The 16,400-nt window shown below is 55.6% G+C and carries 14 protein-coding genes and 1 pseudogene; 8 read left to right on the forward strand and 7 right to left on the reverse strand.

Annotation, left to right across the window (positions count from 1 at the left end):
* Both GOX53_RS29650 and GOX53_RS27245 read left to right on the forward strand, forming a co-directional pair.
* On the forward strand, positions 1 to 287 hold a 287-nt coding region (locus GOX53_RS29650), incomplete at its 5' end, for a hypothetical protein (RefSeq protein ID WP_217351965.1).
* Positions 288 to 666: 379 nt separating this feature from the next.
* Positions 667 to 906 carry a hypothetical protein gene (locus GOX53_RS27245; RefSeq protein WP_171182019.1) on the forward strand — a complete coding sequence of 80 codons (240 nt, stop codon included), beginning with the start codon at positions 667 to 669 and terminating at the stop codon, positions 904 to 906.
* 26 nt (positions 907 to 932) lie between these two features.
* Here GOX53_RS27245 and GOX53_RS27250 read toward each other — a convergent pair whose 3' ends face one another.
* Positions 933 to 1,754, reverse strand: coding sequence for an amidohydrolase (locus tag GOX53_RS27250; protein WP_171182020.1), 822 nt, complete (start codon positions 1,752 to 1,754; stop codon positions 933 to 935).
* Positions 1,755 to 1,817: 63 nt separating this feature from the next.
* Here GOX53_RS27250 and GOX53_RS27255 point away from each other — a divergent pair, with 63 nt between their 5' ends.
* The 4 genes from GOX53_RS27255 (at position 1,818) to GOX53_RS27270 (ending at position 6,595) form a co-directional block, all read left to right on the forward strand.
* Complete coding sequence (locus tag GOX53_RS27255) at positions 1,818 to 2,555, forward strand: GntR family transcriptional regulator (RefSeq protein ID WP_217351966.1); 738 nt, start codon at positions 1,818 to 1,820, stop codon at positions 2,553 to 2,555.
* Positions 2,556 to 2,580: 25 nt separating this feature from the next.
* Positions 2,581 to 3,678 (forward strand): tripartite tricarboxylate transporter substrate binding protein, encoded by a 1,098-nt coding sequence (locus tag GOX53_RS27260; RefSeq protein WP_171182021.1) that lies wholly within the window; start codon positions 2,581 to 2,583, stop codon positions 3,676 to 3,678.
* A 76-nt stretch (positions 3,679 to 3,754) separates the two neighbouring features.
* Positions 3,755 to 5,758, forward strand: coding sequence for a tripartite tricarboxylate transporter permease (locus GOX53_RS27265; protein ID WP_171182022.1), 2,004 nt, complete (start codon positions 3,755 to 3,757; stop codon positions 5,756 to 5,758).
* 15 nt (positions 5,759 to 5,773) lie between these two features.
* Complete coding sequence (locus tag GOX53_RS27270) at positions 5,774 to 6,595, forward strand: alpha/beta fold hydrolase (RefSeq protein ID WP_171182023.1); 822 nt, start codon at positions 5,774 to 5,776, stop codon at positions 6,593 to 6,595.
* Positions 6,596 to 6,660: 65 nt separating this feature from the next.
* Here GOX53_RS27270 and GOX53_RS27275 read toward each other — a convergent pair whose 3' ends face one another.
* The 6 genes from GOX53_RS27275 to GOX53_RS27300 all read right to left on the reverse strand — a co-directional run bounded on the left by GOX53_RS27275 (position 6,661) and on the right by GOX53_RS27300 (position 14,306).
* On the reverse strand, positions 6,661 to 7,413 hold the full coding sequence (locus GOX53_RS27275; protein ID WP_171182024.1) for a sulfite exporter TauE/SafE family protein: 753 nt from the start codon (positions 7,411 to 7,413) through the stop codon (positions 6,661 to 6,663).
* Positions 7,414 to 7,420: 7 nt separating this feature from the next.
* A complete protein-coding gene (locus GOX53_RS27280) occupies positions 7,421 to 8,275 on the reverse strand; it encodes a universal stress protein (protein ID WP_171182025.1) in 855 nt (284 codons plus the stop codon).
* A gap of 5 nt (positions 8,276 to 8,280) precedes the next feature.
* The gene (locus tag GOX53_RS27285; RefSeq protein WP_171182026.1) at positions 8,281 to 9,663 is read right to left on the reverse strand and encodes an MmgE/PrpD family protein; all 1,383 of its coding nucleotides are present in this window, start codon (positions 9,661 to 9,663) and stop codon (positions 8,281 to 8,283) included.
* On the reverse strand, positions 9,663 to 11,078 hold the full coding sequence (locus tag GOX53_RS27290) for an MmgE/PrpD family protein (RefSeq protein WP_171182027.1): 1,416 nt from the start codon (positions 11,076 to 11,078) through the stop codon (positions 9,663 to 9,665). The genes GOX53_RS27285 and GOX53_RS27290 overlap by 1 nt, the downstream gene beginning before the upstream one ends.
* A 9-nt stretch (positions 11,079 to 11,087) precedes the next feature.
* A complete protein-coding gene (locus tag GOX53_RS27295) occupies positions 11,088 to 13,061 on the reverse strand; it encodes a tripartite tricarboxylate transporter permease (RefSeq protein WP_171182028.1) in 1,974 nt (657 codons plus the stop codon).
* Positions 13,062 to 13,214: 153 nt separating this feature from the next.
* A complete protein-coding gene (locus GOX53_RS27300) occupies positions 13,215 to 14,306 on the reverse strand; it encodes a tripartite tricarboxylate transporter substrate binding protein (protein ID WP_171182029.1) in 1,092 nt (363 codons plus the stop codon).
* A 137-nt stretch (positions 14,307 to 14,443) separates the two neighbouring features.
* Here GOX53_RS27300 and GOX53_RS27305 point away from each other — a divergent pair, with 137 nt between their 5' ends.
* Together GOX53_RS27305 and GOX53_RS30000 are read left to right on the forward strand one after the other, a co-directional pair.
* On the forward strand, positions 14,444 to 15,349 hold the full coding sequence (locus GOX53_RS27305; protein WP_171182030.1) for a LysR family transcriptional regulator: 906 nt from the start codon (positions 14,444 to 14,446) through the stop codon (positions 15,347 to 15,349).
* Between the two features lie 552 nt (positions 15,350 to 15,901).
* Positions 15,902 to 16,351 (forward strand): annotated as a pseudogene (locus tag GOX53_RS30000) (IS6 family transposase); the annotation flags it as partial.
* Positions 16,352 to 16,400 lie beyond the last annotated feature (49 nt).

The raw sequence follows: 16,400 nt of genomic DNA on the forward strand, positions 1-16,400 counted from the left end.
ATGGCGACAATGGCGTTTCGATACCGAAGATCTGTGCCTTCTTTGCCGACGCGGAGATGGATGTATTCCTCGTTGAGTATGGTCCACACGGGGAGGTGACCATCCACACCAAACATCTCACCCACATTGCCACAAGTGCCGGTCAACTGAGTAGAATTGCATCATTCGAGGCCGCTGCCGATACTCTGAGGGCTGAGGTCAACAAGTTTTACGACGATGAAAGCGAAACCTGGTCGGGCCATGAGCACCTGATTACTTGGCCCAGGCCGGGCCCTGATCGCGAGTAGTCTTTGGCTGGCGACCTTGCAGTTGTGAGGTGAAGCGGTTTGGTCGCCATCGACCTACCTTTCCCTTATGCCTTCCAACGCGCGCCCAACGTCCAGACCGATTCCGATGATGCGGACTTCCTGTCCGAATAATCAGGGCGGATTTGCAGGGTTAGACGGCGTAGCCGCCTGTTCCTGCTGATCTGCCACGTGGCGAACGCGGGAGGGGGCGAGGCAATTCTATTCGATCCGGGTGGTGCGGCCCGCAGGCGCAGCCGAGGACACGGTCCGGTCTAATAGGGTTGCCCGAGGGGGAGGGCTGCGCCCTTCCCGGGGTCTACTCCGGTAGAGGGCAGGATCGTACGTTAGCATACGCAGCCGTTCGTGCGTGGCGTCGCGAATGCTGGCAGAGAGCCCAACTTGTGAATTCACTTTTTTCGCTGCGAGCGCGCGCAGCGCGAAAATCGCTGCAAGTGCTCAATCTACAGCGCTGCGCGGCGGCGGAGATAGCCGTCGTTCGTTCATTTTGCAGCGAAGTTTTGGAGAGGAATTCACAGGTCGTGGGACCTGGCTGCCGTTCATTTTCAGCGCACAAGCGTTTGGCATGCCCTCTGACCGGCTCAAGGCAGGCTCCTTGTGAAATCAACCTCTCGAGACTTGGGAGTCTTAGTCGTCTTGGGTTTCGTTCTCCCAAGACGAATACCAAGCTCTCGTTTTCTCGTAGGTGAGTCCAAGATGCTCGTGCTGTGTCCACGGCCAATCGCTGCCCCACATCAAACGAGAAGGGCCTAGTGCCGAAAGGAGCTCCGAGAAAAGAGGGGCTGCTTTGTTGTGTAAGGCACTTGTTGGGCTGTTTGCAAACACACGATAAGGCGCTGAAACTTTCACAAAAAGCTGACCGGATCTATTGCCCACGAGGTACTTGAACCCTGGACATTCGAGTGGCGCCTTTTCGTTTGGTCTCCCGAAATGATCAACGACGATTCTTTCACAGCGGTCTAGGAGCGCCGGAAGAATTGAGAGTATATCATGACTTTCGCAATGTAATTCTACATGCCAACCAAGCGTATTAGCCATGCTCAGTACGTTTGACCAATCCTCTATGTTGAATTGCTCAATTTGTTCTCGTTTTATGAGGTTGAGGCGCAGGCCAATAACTTGTGCTTTCGCCAAACCGACAAGGTCTTGTTCCGACGCATCTTGGCTTACGACGGCCACTCCACGAAATGTGAGATCGGAGTTTTTTCCGACTTCAAGTGCCTCAATCAAATAAGAATTATCGCATCCAAGAAAGCTGGGCTGAACCAACAAGGCCCCGTCTAGACCAACTGTTCTTAGGTTGTCTGACAACATGGGAAGAGTTGCCGAGTTTGTAGGTGTGTAGCGCCGCCCCAGGGCGAACGGCAAATCCTTCTCAAAGACATGAGCGTGAGCGTCAAAGTCTCCGCTTGGTTCATCCATGAGAACGTTGGCGCCGGTCAATTTCATGTTTGGTGTTGACTCCTCTAGTCCTATAGAGGACCATAGTAGCTAGGATATGGGAGGTCAATGATGCAGTCCAGTGTGCTTTCAGGAGATAACAGATTGCCAAAGTACATGCGGCTTGCGGACAGCATTCGCACGGAAATCGCACTTGGGAAACGCAGGCCGGGCGATCAGATCGCCTCCGAAACAGAGCTTGCAATGCATTACGGTCTCGCACCCGGAACAGTGCGCCAAGCCATCGCTATTCTCGTAGATGAACAAATTCTGGAGCGTCAGCACGGTAAAGGTACCTTTGTACGCCATCCAAGATTCGACAGTTCAATGTTTCGGTTCTTTCGGTTCTTGGGCGCCGACGGGTTGGATCTAGAGCCAGAAAGCCGCATTTTGCGCCGATTGCTTTTGCCAGCACCCGAACATGTTGCGCAGGCGCTTTCGATTGACGTAGGCGCAGATGCGATCTTCATGAACCGGTTGCGTCTGGTTGACTCAAAGCCAGTACTTGTCGAGGACATTTGGCTTCCACTCCCGCGCTTTTCAGCATTCCTCGACATTGAAGAGCGGGAAATCGGTCCTCTTCTTTACCCAGTTTACGATCGCGAATGCGGACAGATCGTAGCTCGCGCCGAAGAGTATCTGACAGCCGAAGCTGCGGGAGTAGAATTCTCGTCCATTCTCCAGGTCCAACCATCGGAACCGGTCATCGTTATTGAGCGGATCGCCTATGCCTATGACGATGTCGCGTTGGAGTGGAGGCGCAGCCGAGGTCTGGCGAAAGAATTCAATTACCACGCGAGTATTCGCTAACTCGAAACGCCTGAGGGGGGCAAACATGAAAGAACTATTCTCTAATACACGGCGCGCGGCGCTTGGCCTCGCCATAAGTGCGATGTCTTTTGCAGCGTCAGGTGTGCAAGCCGACGTAAGTTTCGAAGGTGAAACAGTTGAGTGGATTATCCCTTTCAATGAAGGAGGCGGATCAGATCGCTGGGCACGTTTTTATGCGCCATTCCTTTCTGAAGCGCTACCTGGCAAGCCAACCGTGGCCGTTATCAACATGCCAGGGGCGGGTTCCACGCGCGGAGCAAACCATTTTGCGCAGCGCGTTGAACCTGACGGTTTGACTATCTTTGGTAGTGGTGGATCCACCCAATTGCCTTATCTTCTAGGCGATCCGCGTGTTGAGTATGAATATTCCGATTGGTCGGTTGTTCTTGTGTCTTCCACTGGTGGCGTTGTTTACACGACGCCTGAAATCGCAGAAGACTTTGCGGCTGATCCGGCTGCCACTTTGTCCGATAATATATTCCTTTTGGGCTCACAGGGTGCGACGCGTTTGGATCTTGTACCGCTTCTCGGATTTGAAATGCTGGGCCTGGATGCACGGCCTGTCTTTGGCATCTCTGGCCGGGGTGAGGGGCGCCTGATGTTTGAGCGCGGTGAGGCCAATATCGATTGGCAAACCTCGTCTGGTTATCTCTCCCGCGTCGTGCCGTTGGTCGAGCAGGGTCTCGCAGCGCCTCTCTTTTCTTTCGGCGCAGTAGATGCCAGCGGCAACATTGTTCGTGACCCAACCTTCCCTGAAATCCCAACCTTCGTAGAAATCCTTGAGAAGGTGAAAGGCGAAGCGCCATCCGGAGCAGATTGGGAAGCATGGAAAGCCTTCTTTGTCGCTGGGTTTTCAGCGCAGAAAATGGTTTTCCTACCGGAAGGGATCTCTGATGAAATTGCGGATGCCTATCGAGCGGCCTTCGAAGAGGTTGTAGCGAATGCGGATTTCATCGCCTCTTCCGGTAAAGAGCTGGGCGTCTACCCGCAAGGCACAGGCGACACGGCGGAAGTTCAGCTGAAACTTGGAACAACCATCTCTGAAGAGACACGCGCTTGGGTCATCAATTGGCTGCGCGAGAAGTACAACGTTGACCTGTAATTGATCAAACCCTTCAGACGACCGGGCAGCCACAGAGGTTGCCCGGTTTTTAGTTTTTAAGCACAAGAGGTAGCCCGTGGACCTTCTCAATACAGCACTGCCCGCCTTGGCCGAGGCCGCAGGCATTATCGCAACGCCATCAACATTTCTCTATTTGTGTTTAGGTGTTGTGGTTGGCCTATGTGTGGGGGTTTTGCCGGGTCTTGGCGGCATCGCGGGCTTGTCTCTCGTCCTTCCATTTGTCTACGGGCTGGACACCGCGTCTGGTCTTGCATTGATGATCGGGCTGGTGGCTGTCATTCCGACGTCTGATACATTTGCCAGTGTGCTTTTGGGGATACCAGGCTCTGCGGCCTCTCAAGCCACTGTTTTGGACGGTTTCCCCTTATCAAGCCAAGGGCACGCAGCGCGCGCATTGTCAGCAGCGTTTATGTCCTCTCTATTTGGCGGATTGTTTGGTGCCGTAGTTTTAAGTGTCTTTATTCTTGTGGCGCGGCCGTTGGTCTTATCGTTCGGTGTGCCAGAACTATTGCTGCTCACGATTCTTGGTTTCTCGATGGTGTCGGTGCTTTCAGGCCGCAGCCCGTTGAAGGGGCTGATTGCAGTCGCCTTGGGAATGATTGTGGCATCCATCGGAGAGGCGCCTGCCGAAGGGTCACAACGCATGACATTCGGCAATTGGTATCTTCAAGACGGGTTGACGCTTGTCATAGTCGGTCTGGGTATTTTCGCGATCCCTGAGATATTAGGGCTTTTGCGGGAAGACAAACCGATTTCCAAATCTGGGGGTTTGGGGTCAGGTTGGTTCGAAGGTATTCGAGACTGGTGGCAAAACAAATGGTTATCGATCCGTTGCGCAACGATTGGAGTGATCGTAGGGGTTATTCCCGGATTGGGTGGCGCCGTCGTTGATTGGATCGCCTACGGGCATACGGTTCAAACTACCAAAGACAGATCGCGTTTCGGCAAGGGCGAAATTCGCGGCGTAATCGGACCGGAAAGCTCCAATAATGCCAAGGAAGGGGGCGGTCTCGTCCCGACGCTACTCTTTGGTGTTCCGGGCTCAGGCGCGATGGCTGTTTTCCTTGCCGGTATGGTTCTGTTAGGCATCGAAGCTGGCCCGGCGATGATGCGCCAAGAATTGCCGCTTACCTATTCGATCGTTTGGTCACTTGCGATCGCAAATGTTGTGGGTGCCGGATTGGCGATTGCCTTCTCCGGCGGGATTGCGCGTCTCACCACGATCCCATTCCCGTTATTCGCTCCATTCCTTTTGATCGTGATTTCGTTCACTGCATTCCAGTCAGGACGAACGATGTGGGACCTTGTTGCCTTAGTCTGTGTCGGCATTCTCGGCATTATGCTCAAGCGTTTTGATTGGCCACGACCCGCCTTCTTGATTGGGTTTGTTCTCGCTAGCCAAGCGGAGGTTTACACGTATCAGGCGACCCAAATCGCAACCGTTCGGCACACAATCGGCGGTTGGTCTGCCGCTCTTGGGTATCTTCTTTCCCCGGTCGGGATTTGTATTCTGATTGTGATTGCAGGGTCTCTGTGGCTCGCAATGCGGAACAAGCCGCAAGGTGATGATGATACCCCTCCGTTCGGTTCCCGAACAGCGCCGTTGATTTTCGCGGTATTCGTTGCCGCTGTTTTGGCCTTTGCAATGTTCGATTCAATGGGGCTGTCCAGCTTCATTGACCAGATTTTCCCAATCGCTGTTTCAGCGCTTGGGCTGTTGGCCGCGTTTGTTTTGATCTGGCAAGTCTCTCGAAACGCGGAGTCTCCGTCGCTGCATTTTGATGCAGAGGCCGCGGAGACACTTCCTCCGCGTTCGATTTGGCAAGGGTTATTTTGGATCGTTGGGTTGGTTGGCATGATAGCGTCGCTCGGGTTTGCGATTGGCGCAACACTTTTCGTTTCGCTCTTCCTTATCTTCAGGGCAAACGTCCGCTGGTACAAAGCGGTCTTTGGCGGCTTGGTCGGCGCTGGGTTGGTTGTCGGATTGTCCGAACTCTTGGGGCGAGACCTCCCACAGAGTATCATTCCCATTTTCCAGCATAGCTTCTTTGGTTCTTAAAGGTGGAGTGAAACCATGCCAATGCTGTCTGTTCCTGACGATCTTCGACTTCACTATCAGCTGGACGATTTTAGCGATCCTTGGGATGCCAAGACGCCTATTCTCCTCCAACATGGCAATGGCCGATCTGGGGCGTTTTGGTATCGATGGATCCCGGCGCTAGCGGCAAAACATGCGGTGATCCGACCCGATATGCGGGGGCTCGGCAAATCCTCTACGATCAGCGATCCGGAAAGGCAGTTGAGCGTCGAGGCTCTGATCGAGGACATCCTCCGCTTGCTGGATCATCTGAAAGTTCCAAAAGTACATTTCTGTGGCGAGTCTATGGGAGGCATTTTGGGCATGGCGCTGGCCGCTCAGCACCCGGACCGAGTGGAATCACTGACGCTGGTTGCGGCGCCTGTTTTCATCGAAACGAAGATGAAACAAAGGTACTCCTTGGGATTTGGATCGCGCATCGAGGCGATGGAGCAGCTTGGCATTCGCAAGTGGGTCGCTGAAACCACCAAAATCACGCGGCTGTCGCAAGAAGAGAACCCAGGTCTATTTGATTGGTACGTTGACGAGTTTTCCAAAGGTGATGCCACCACCCAAATTGCGATGTCCAGAATTGTCAACGCTGCCAATGCCAAGGATTTTCTCCCCAAGATTCATGTGCCAGTGCTCGGCCTGTACCCAACGAGCGGGCAAATAACGAGCGAGCAGCAGATTGGCTTGCTGCAACAAGGTTTGGCGGATTTTCGTATTTGGCATGCTCCGACTCGGTTTCACATGATCCACTTGAGCCATCCCGATTTCTGCACGACCAAATTGCTAGAGTTTTTGGACCAGATCTAAGCAGCCCAATCGACGGCAAACGCAAAATGTAAGCCCGGCGGGTTCAATTGGGTCAATCCAGGTAGCTAGGGTTCCAGGCCCCAAAAGGCGTTGTAGATGAACACAATTCCGGACACCGCGATCAAAGCTTCAATTAAATGATCATGCACGCGCGTTCCCATCAGGCGGACCAATCGGCTTGCGACCCATGTTCCGGGAAACGTGACCAGCCCCATAAAGAGACCAAGCAGGATCAGCCGTTGGTCCAAGAGACCCATGCCGTAAAACGTGCCTGACCTCGACAGGGCGTTGGCGAGGCCGATTACGGCGTCAGTTCCCAGCAAAAGTGGTCCGCTCAGACCGATGCTATTAAAGAACGCGATGACCACCATGCCCGATCCCGCGGCCGTTCCGCTCATAAACCCGAAGGCCAGCCCTAGACCGGCAATCGTCTTGATGCCCGGCTCAAACGAGGTGCGCTTCAAATAGCGGCGTACAGGCAGGATCAGGATCAGAACCGCGCCTAGAAATCCCAGAAAGTAGGTTTCCGGTATCTCGCGCAGGAAGCTCGCGCCGAGATAAATGCCGGGTAAAGACGCGACCGTGAACTGGATCGCAGACTTCCAGGCGATCGTCCGCCAGTAGAAATAGACGCGAGAAAGGTTCGCGCAGATGGCATAGACCGCGATCAGGGGGATGACCGCTTTAGGTCCAACCACCGGGGTCAGCACAACAACAATGATGAACGAACCGCCAAAGCCGCCCAAACCGCTGACAAGGGCTCCGGCAAAGGCTGCCGCCGCTATCATGGCGTACTCGAAGAGCAATGCGTCGGACACTCTGGCGTCAGTGCGCCATCAGCACTGGGATCTCTGCGTGTTTGAGCATGTGGCTTGTGACACCGCCCAAAAGCCTGTGGCGCAAGCGGGTATGCGTGTAGGCGCCTGTCACAAGTAAATCGCAACTTTGGCCGGCAGCCAGATCCAGAAGGGCGGCGCCAGTGGACGCGGCTTTTTCGTCAAGAAGCTGAATCTCAGCGGATACCCCATGATAGGCTAGGTAATCGGCTGCATCCCGTGCGGTGGGTCTATCCGACAGGGTATCTGGTCCGGCCCCAATAATCACACCCGACGCGCGCTTGAGGAAGGGCAGCGCCTGCTGGACTGCCTTTGTGCATTCCAGCCCGCCATCCCATCCTATGAGGGCCTTTGTGATATTAATCTCCCACATGCCGCGCGGCACAAGGAAGACGGGCCGCCCGGTGTGAAGGATAGCCTCTTCGAATGTCGCGGTCGCATCGCCCGATTTTGAATGCGGGATAACGATAAGGTCACTTACCCGGCCATTAACCGCGACAAGTTCGCTTCGTGCGCCGTTGATCTCGCACCAGGACGCCGATGGCAGTCCGTCTACAGGCCGATCTGAAACGGCAACGCCGTTCTCGTTGCAAAGCTGTTCGAAGTTTTCCCGCAAGTTGCCGCGATTCTGGATCGCTTCACCATCCATGATCGAAACGACTTGCTCGCGCAGGTTTGCCGACAGCGCACTAAGCTCAGTCCCCAGTAGGTCGCTTGGCTTTGACTGAGCAAAAATGACCTTGAGGTGGGCGTTGAAGTGTCGGGCGAGCGACAGGGCACCCCGCAACCGTTCGATCTCGTTGCCGCGCGAATATACCGGCATTAGAATGACTTTGGGATCCATGAGCGTTATTCCCCTTTCACAATGGCCGCCAACGCGTTGATGTCTTCGATCTCCTCAAGTTTCCAAACTGCGTCGGCGAGAGCATTGGATACTTTCCTTCCTAGGATTGGCGATATCAGTTCGAGCGCTTTTGCCTGTACGTCCTCAGGCGACATCGGGTTGCCCGGCGTGCCATGGACGACCTCGATATGATGGCGGAATGTGGCGCCACCCTTGGTGCGGATCTCAAGGATAGCCTGCCGGGCGGGTCGCGCGATGGTGAGTTCATGCGACGGAATGGCCGTCATCTTTTCGCGCAAGGCCAGAACGGCCGGATCGCACATTCTTGCCTTGTCGTGGCTGGTCTCGAAACTCGCGCCGCCATCGATCAGCGTGACGGCAACCATATGCTGAAGGCAGACATCCGGCATGTCACGGTTGTCGACGATTGTCAGGCGGTCATCGGGCATGATGAGATCGATCTTTTCAATGCTGGCGACGTCGAGCCCTTGATCCAGAAGTGCCATAGCCGCGTCGAGGGCCGCCTGAATCGGCGAGCCGACGCACCATTTTTTGATCGACGCTTCCATGATCTCGAAACGCGTCCCGAGACCGGCGGTTAGGACATCCGCATCAGGGTTTTCGGCGAAGGCCGAAAGGTAGTTCAGTTTGCCTTCCAGCGGATCCTGAACGCCTGTCAGCCCGGCCCCGACCATCATCGCTGCAGCCACGCCATTGCGGGCACCCATGCCGCCGAAGTCGAAGGCTTTCTCAACATGCTCGCTATCGCGCTCCCAATAGGGAATACCGCTGGCCTGCTGGACCGTGTAGGACAGCGCCGAGGCCGCCCTTTGCCTGTCAAATCCCATCAGTGACGAGGCAGCCGCCGATGCCCCGAAAAGCGCGCCGAGGCTGTGGGTGCTGTGGGTTGCCGTCCGGGGCCCCGAAACCCCCAGAGCCATCGAAAACCGCGCACCGATATCATAGCCCACCGCCACCGCGTTCAGAACCGCCTTGCCCGATGCACCGCGAGCCTCGCCCACGGCAAGGGCTGCCGGCACAACCGCGCAACCGGGATGAAATCGGCCTTCGAGATGGCTATCGTCGGTTTCGTCAGCGTGGCCCGAAATCCCGTTGGCCAATGCGGCATTGATTGCCGTCGTCCGGATATCGGAGCCCCAGACCGTTGCTTCGGGCGTGCCGCCCTGGGTCGCGATGAACCCCGTCGCCAGCCGTCCCGCTTTCAGGTGCGCACCCGAGATGACGGCGGCCAGCGTGTCGAGCAGATGGCACTTGGTCTTCGTTGCAACCGCGACCGGCAGGTCCTGACCAGCGACGGACGTGATATAGTCCGCCACTGTCTGCGTCGTACCCTCAGGGGCTCGCACGTCAGGATCGTTCTTGGGCATCAGGCAGAAACCGTATCCATGATGTCACTGAGGCCCGGCAGGGTTTCAAAGTCGCGGGCGAGCTTGAGAAACGCTTCCATCTTTTCCTCGCTCAGAACGCCGGCTGAGGCGTCCCTGAACTTGTCCGAAACCTCTTCATAGGTCAGCGGGTTTTTCGGCCCTCCCCGGTAGTGCGGATCGGACTGCTCAAAATATGTGTGCCCATCTTTGGTCGTCAGTGTGATGCGTGCGACGATGACGCCCTTTCCCATCTCTACGATCTCGGGGTCCAGTTCTGCCTTCACCCTTGTCTGCATCTCCTGGCATTCGGGAGACTGCACGAAGGCGTCGGAAAACTCGGCAAGCCCGGCCTTACGGCGCAGAACAATGGCGGCCATCTGGAACGCGACACAGAATTTCGCTTCCAGCTCGTTATTCGCATGAGGGATTCGCAGCGGTCCGGGGGTAATCACGTTTGCGCCTGTGCGGACCTCGATTTTCTCGACGTCCTCGGGCTTGATGTCGTGCTTCTCGACGAGTTTCTTCATCGTATCCATGCCGGGATGGCCCACCACGCCGCTGGGGTAGGGCTTTATCGACGTGCCGGGATAGATGATCGCCCAAGGGTCGCCCATGCGCGCGATGATCTTGGTGGGATCATACCCGCCGCCGAAGGCCTCGAAGAAACCGCGCCCGGCTTCGAGCGCGTGGGCCGGCCCATCCATCCCGAGCGAGGCAAAGCGGGCAGCCGTCACCCCGTTTTCAGCGGCGCGCGACATATTCAGCGGCTTCGACATGGTGCCGTGATTGGCCCCCACACCGGCCGACATCGTCGAGGCCATACCCATGGCATTTGACATCTGTTTGTAATCCAGCCCCAGAAGCTTCCCGGCGGCGATCGTCGCACCGAAGATGCCGATTGTTCCGCTGGTGTGAAATCCGCGCCCGCCCGTGAAGTGGTCGGCATTGATCGCCTCGGCAATCTTCACCTGCACCTCAAAGCCCAGGACGAAGGCGGTCAGAAACTCCTCCGCCGAGACGTTCAGATGTTCGCCGACCGCAAAACAAGCCGAAAGCGGTTGAATGGTCGGATGGATGAGAACGGACCGGTCTTTTTCCTCGGATAACGCCGTGTCGTCGAAATCCAGCGCATGGCCCGACATTCCGTTGATCTGGGCCGCGACGTGAAGCGGCACGCGCATGCTGTTTTTGCCAAGTGTACGCGCCTCTTCGGCGCCACCGACTTGGCGGGCGAGTTTGCGCAGGATGCCGGGTGCCGGTTCCTTCGAGCCAGCCATCATGCAAGCCGTGCCATCCACAATGCAGCGTTTGGCGATCTCGATGGCTTCGCCTGGCAGGTCAGCATAGTTGGTGTCGAGGGCGAATTTCACCAGTTCGTGGGTGACGCCGTTCTTGGCGGTTTGGTCAAGAGCCATGAGTAGATCCTATTGCAGAGGCCAGGGGAGAGAGAGGTAATCTTGCAGAAGCCCGGTAGGGTAGCGCAGCGTGAGTTGATCGGAGATGATCCCGAGGAAGAGAATGAACCCGACCCCGCCAAGGATTGCCTTCCACCAGAGGACATGCGCCGCGCGATAAAGAAACAGCGCGATGAAGGTCGCAATCCCCAGTACGAAGCCAACAAGCCCCGAAAAAAGAAGCATCACGACCAGCATTCCGATGTAGAACTCTGCCGAGCGCCCCCCTTCGGGCACGGATTTCAGTTCTGCATCGTAGAAGAAATCTGACGGCGCACGCTTGAAGACCATCATCAGTACCACCGGCGCCAGGAACACCAGGGTGCTGACCGAGGCGACCAATGGGTACATCCCGGTAAGGGAGTTGAACTTCAGTGAGTCTTGGAAGACATAAATCGCGAGTGCGACGACGCCGGAAACGAAAATCCATTGTGGCATCAGTCGAAGATGGCTGTGCGGGCCGTCGACGCTAACAGGTTCCGAACTCTTCTGTTTGAAGAAAACCGCCAAAGCTATCGACAGCAACGTCAGCGCGATGAGCACCTGTACGATCGGGCGCTCGATGAAAGTGATCCCATACAGCGTGACCGTCTGATAAACCGAAGCTTCGACCCGGGTTGACAGCACAAAACCGATCAGGAGCGCCGGCCGCGACCATCCGAAGCGCTTCATATAGATGCCTAAAACAGAAAGCAGCAGTAGCGCAATCAGATCGCCCCAGTTTCTGGTCGCCTGAAAGGCGGCAAAAAAGATAAGGCCGATCATGAAAGGAGCGATCAGGGTGTACTTGATCGTTGTGATGCGTGCGATCTGTGGGGCCAGAAAGAAACAGATACCCGCGCCCACAATATTGGCCACCGCTATGGACCAGATCATCAGATAGACTTTGTCCATATTGTTGTCGATCATGTCCTTGCCTGGCTCGATGCCAATCAAGATCAGTCCGCCAAGCAGGATCGCCATACTACCTGAACCGGGGATGCCGAGGAGAAGGGTTGGCACAAGCGCCCCACCTTCCTTTGCGTTATTGGCCGATTCAGGTGCCACGACGCCGCGAGGGTCGCCCGTTCCGTAGCTTTCGCGGTTTTTTGTGGTCTGGACTGCATGGCCGTAGGCGATCCAATCCACGACGCTGCCGCCCAGCCCCGGCAATGCGCCGATCAGCGAACCGATCATCGAGCAACGCAACGAAAGCCACCAGTTCTTCGCCCAGTCGCGGAACCCCTTCGCCCAGCCCGTGCGCTCCAGCCGACCGGTTTCCGAGATTGTCGACTGGCGGCGCAGAAGATCCACGATCTCGGGCGTCGCGAACATCGCAAGACCAATAATAACCAGTGGCAGCGGATCAAGCAGGTATTCCGTGCCGAACGCGGCGCGTTGAACACCGGAGAGCGGCGCTGATCCCAGCGCACCCAGCAAGAGACCAAGGCTGCAGGCTGCCAGCCCTTTCCAGATATTCGCACCTGTAAGGATACCGACCATGGAAAGGGCAAGGATCACCAGCATCAACTGCTCACCAAACCCAATCTGCAGGATGATGGGCGTTGCAAATACAACGGCGAAAGACAGAACAAAGGCGCCGAAGATACCGCCAAAAAGTGACGAAATAAACGCGATAGACAGGGCCCGCGTGCCTTCGCCTTTCTTCGTCATCGGGAACCCATCAAGCACTGTGGCCTGCGACCCGGATGTTCCGGGGATACCCATAAGCACTGAGGGGAATGTGTCGGATGTCGTCGTTACCGCAAGAAGACCAATCATCATGGCCAGCGCAGAACTTGGATCCATACCAAAGACGATTGGAAGAAGGAGAGCAAGGCCAGCCGTGCCTCCCAGTCCCGGCAGGATACCGACCACGAGTCCGACGATGACACCGGCCACGAGGGCTATAAAAGTCTGGAGCGTGGTCAGTTGAGCCAGCGCTACGATCGCCGCTTCGTACATATTACTTGTCCCGTTTGGTATTTTCTTGCGTCGCCGGCCTGCGGACTTAGCCGACCTGGCGTGAGTGTATCGATTTGCTACCGGAATAGCCGCTGGCAATGCAGGGCGGCGCCGAAGTGGCCCCGCCCAACTAACTAGGATTAAACCACAAGCCTAGTTCAGGGAGGTATCGAAGCGCTCCATCAGGAACTCTGCAGCCCATTCGCGGACTTCCGGAGTAATTGCCGTCCCGGTGGCCATGGCCTGTTGAGTTTCGTCGCCAAAGTTCAAGGGCATGGATCCGACCTCGCGCGGGAGCGCGGCGATGATTTCTGGATCAGACGTCACCTTTTTCATCGCGTCGATATAGACCTGACGGATGTTGTCGGGCGTACCTGGCGGCAGCATGACGGCTTTTGACAGCATGACCTTGGCGTTCATCAGCGCCTGTTGCAGCTCGTAGGCGGTGCCGCTTGGTGCTTCGCCCCTCACCGCTTCATAGAACTCGGGGAACGTGGGGGTGTCGGGCAGATCCGGGTCGCGCTGCAGGTCACCATTCCCGTCAATAACGCCGTAGCTCCAGACCGGGTTAACCTTGGGATCATCGCCGTAATCCTTGAGGTATGATCTTACGTTGTCGGTGTTTACGTTCATCTCACCACGCTGGAACGCAGCTTCTGCATCCTTCGAAGCCAAGCCGAAGATATAACGCGCTTCTACGCCGAGCATCTCCATCGACACGAAATCCAAGAGTTCCGCCGATAGCGGCGTCTCTGTTCCGAACCGGATGTTAGCGGACTTTAGAGCTTCATAGTCGGCCATCATATCTTCATGGCCTAGCCCCAAGTCACCACTGATCGCGTACATGGTAGCGCCACGAGCAAAGCCCGTCACCGCAACCCAGTCATTTGGGTTGTACCTGGCAACATCCGAACCAAGGATTACCGGTAGGAGCGACGAAGTCGAAGCCATGATTAGCATCGTACCGTCGTTCGGAGCATTTTCGTGAAAGTCATTGGACGCAATCACCGAACCTCCTCCGGGCTGGTTCAGGACGATTACGTTGGGATTGCCAGGCAGATGCTCTCCCAGTTTGGCTTGCAAAAGACGCGTCAGACGATCCGTGCCGCCGCCTTCACTGAAGCCGACGATCCAGGTCACAGTCTGACCTTCAAGCGTGAAGTCATTGGCCAAAGCAGTATTGGGCGCTGACAGCGCTAGGGCTGCAGCCGCGCCCATAAACAGTTTCTTTAATCCACTCAGCATGGATAGTCCTCCCTTAGTCGAAGCGGCCTTTCATTCAGATAGCCGTTCAAGATCAATGGTGCGAACAGGTTGACATCGAGCGATAAGTTACGCAAATTCAAAAAAATCAAGCATTAATGAATTTGGGGAATTTATAAATGATCCGAGACACTTCTCTTGGAGAAATCATCGCGTTCGTTACCGTTGCGCGGCTTGGAAGTTTCGCTTTGGCCGCCGATGAACTTCTTGTTACTCAGTCTGCGTTATCCAAACGGATCAAGAAACTTGAAGACTCGATAGGTGCTCCTCTCCTTGATCGGACCACCCGCTCGGTAGCGGTTTCCACCCTTGGAAGGGAATTTCTGCCAAAGGCGAAGCGAATAATTGAAGACTACAACCGCTCGCTTAACGACATGTCAGAGCTTGTGAAGGTGCGCAAAGGCATCGTCACGCTTTCCTGCAATATGACGTTATCGGACACGCTACTGCCGGAAATTATCGACAGGTTCAAAACGACCTACCCAAATATCCGTGTCAGGGTGCATGAGGACTCGAGCCCACAAGCACTTGAACGGGTTCTAAGCGGGCAGTCCGAATTGGCCTTCGGCACGTTGGGTGAATCCCATCCGGAGCTAGATTTCGAGCAGTTAATTGACGACCGCTTTGTCATCGCTTGTCACAAGAGCCACCCACTGGCGACGGCAACATCGACCACTTGGGAGGAGGTAAAGAACCAGAACTTCATCCTGCTTAGACCGGAAAGCGGTACACGCAAACTCCTACATCGCCACCTAGGCGCTCTCTACGATGTTCTTTCAAACGACATACAGGTCGGGCATTTCCATTCGCAACTTAGCCTCGTCGCACGGGGGATTGGAATAGCGGCAACTCCCTCCCTCATCCGCCTCTCAAGGCGCGACCTCGAAATTGCGATCATCCCAATTTCTGAACCAACAATCAGCCGCAAACTTGGAATTTTGACTTACAAAGGCCGTGCCCTGTCCCCGGCAGCCGAGAAACTTCGCGAAGTGGCCGCCTCGGTCATGCAAGGCGCTGATGGCTAGCCCGATTTCATTGGTCAGGCGCGATTGTTTTTGCATGCCTGGCTACTGGTCCATCTAAACGATGGTTTTCCACTGTTAATCGACGCCCGTGAATGACCGTTTCGGAGGCGTGCGCCGCGGTGCAACAACAAACGTTCCTCATGAGCGAGCAAATGCTGCGTTAGCAATAGCCGCGTGAGCAAATGGCGGGAAGGTTGCGCATCCTGCTTATTCAATCTCTAGAATCGAATGACCGCAATGGTGACTGGGCATCTTGCCCTCCCGCGTTCGCCAGATGGCAGATCAGTCCTGATTTTCCCATGAGGAAGTCAGATCAACGAAACAGGCCACACAGGCAAAAAGGGGTTGGGCTCAGTTTACGCCGTTTGAGCCGAATTCATCTGACATTCAACAGTTCCTCTATTGTTCCGACTTAACGTCTTACGCACAAACCTTCCGATTGGGCCAACAACTCGGCATCGCAAGATCAACAGCTTAGAAGCTCTTAGCGCCCTATTCTGCACTGAGCCGGAGTCGACCCCTTAGAATAGTTTTCGAACAGGTTAATTGAGCATGATTTCATTGAAGGGCTCTCATTTCGCCAAGGATGCGGTTTTGTACGCTGTGTACTTCTAACTGCGGTACACGGTGTCCTATCGTGACCTTGAAGAGATCATGGCCGAACGCGGCGTGCAGGTGGACCACGCTACACTTAACAGGTAGGTTGTGAAGTATTCACCGATGATCGCAGCAAGAGTGCAATCGAAGAAACGCCCAACGCTGAGTTCCTGGCGCATGGACGAGACCTATACTCGTGTTCTCGGCAAATGGATGTACCTCTATCGGGCCGTCGACAAGGCCGGAAATACCCTTGATTTCATGCTGTCCGAGCGCAGGAACCGTCCAGCAGCCGCCAGGTTCTTCGCCAAAGCGCTGTCTTCAAATGGATTCCCGAGCAAGATCGTCATCGACAAAAGTGGCGCCAACGCGGCGGGCATTCGAGAAGTGAACAAAATCCTTAAAGCCTCCCGCCATTAACCTGAGACATAGCCGGCAGCCTTGAAGTAGTTCC

It is taken from the genome of Ruegeria sp. HKCCD8929 (assembly GCF_013031405.1).
In the GTDB taxonomy this organism is placed as follows: Bacteria; Pseudomonadota; Alphaproteobacteria; order Rhodobacterales; family Rhodobacteraceae; genus Ruegeria.

What these genes read in the sequence shown, in the direction of transcription:
- GOX53_RS27280 (WP_171182025.1), bottom strand. Translation starts at nt 8,275, where the DNA reads ATGGATCCCAAAGTCATTCTAATGCCGGTATATTCGCGCGGCAACGAG.
- GOX53_RS27245 (WP_171182019.1), top strand. Translation starts at nt 667, where the DNA reads ATGCTGGCAGAGAGCCCAACTTGTGAATTCACTTTTTTCGCTGCGAGC.
- GOX53_RS27260 (WP_171182021.1), top strand. Translation starts at nt 2,581, where the DNA reads ATGAAAGAACTATTCTCTAATACACGGCGCGCGGCGCTTGGCCTCGCC.
- GOX53_RS27305 (WP_171182030.1), top strand. Translation starts at nt 14,444, where the DNA reads ATGATCCGAGACACTTCTCTTGGAGAAATCATCGCGTTCGTTACCGTT.
- GOX53_RS27300 (WP_171182029.1), bottom strand. Translation starts at nt 14,306, where the DNA reads ATGCTGAGTGGATTAAAGAAACTGTTTATGGGCGCGGCTGCAGCCCTA.
- GOX53_RS27270 (WP_171182023.1), top strand. Translation starts at nt 5,774, where the DNA reads ATGCCAATGCTGTCTGTTCCTGACGATCTTCGACTTCACTATCAGCTG.
- GOX53_RS27255 (WP_217351966.1), top strand. Translation starts at nt 1,818, where the DNA reads ATGCAGTCCAGTGTGCTTTCAGGAGATAACAGATTGCCAAAGTACATG.
- GOX53_RS27285 (WP_171182026.1), bottom strand. Translation starts at nt 9,663, where the DNA reads ATGCCCAAGAACGATCCTGACGTGCGAGCCCCTGAGGGTACGACGCAG.
- GOX53_RS27290 (WP_171182027.1), bottom strand. Translation starts at nt 11,078, where the DNA reads ATGGCTCTTGACCAAACCGCCAAGAACGGCGTCACCCACGAACTGGTG.
- GOX53_RS27295 (WP_171182028.1), bottom strand. Translation starts at nt 13,061, where the DNA reads ATGTACGAAGCGGCGATCGTAGCGCTGGCTCAACTGACCACGCTCCAG.
- GOX53_RS27250 (WP_171182020.1), bottom strand. Translation starts at nt 1,754, where the DNA reads ATGAAATTGACCGGCGCCAACGTTCTCATGGATGAACCAAGCGGAGAC.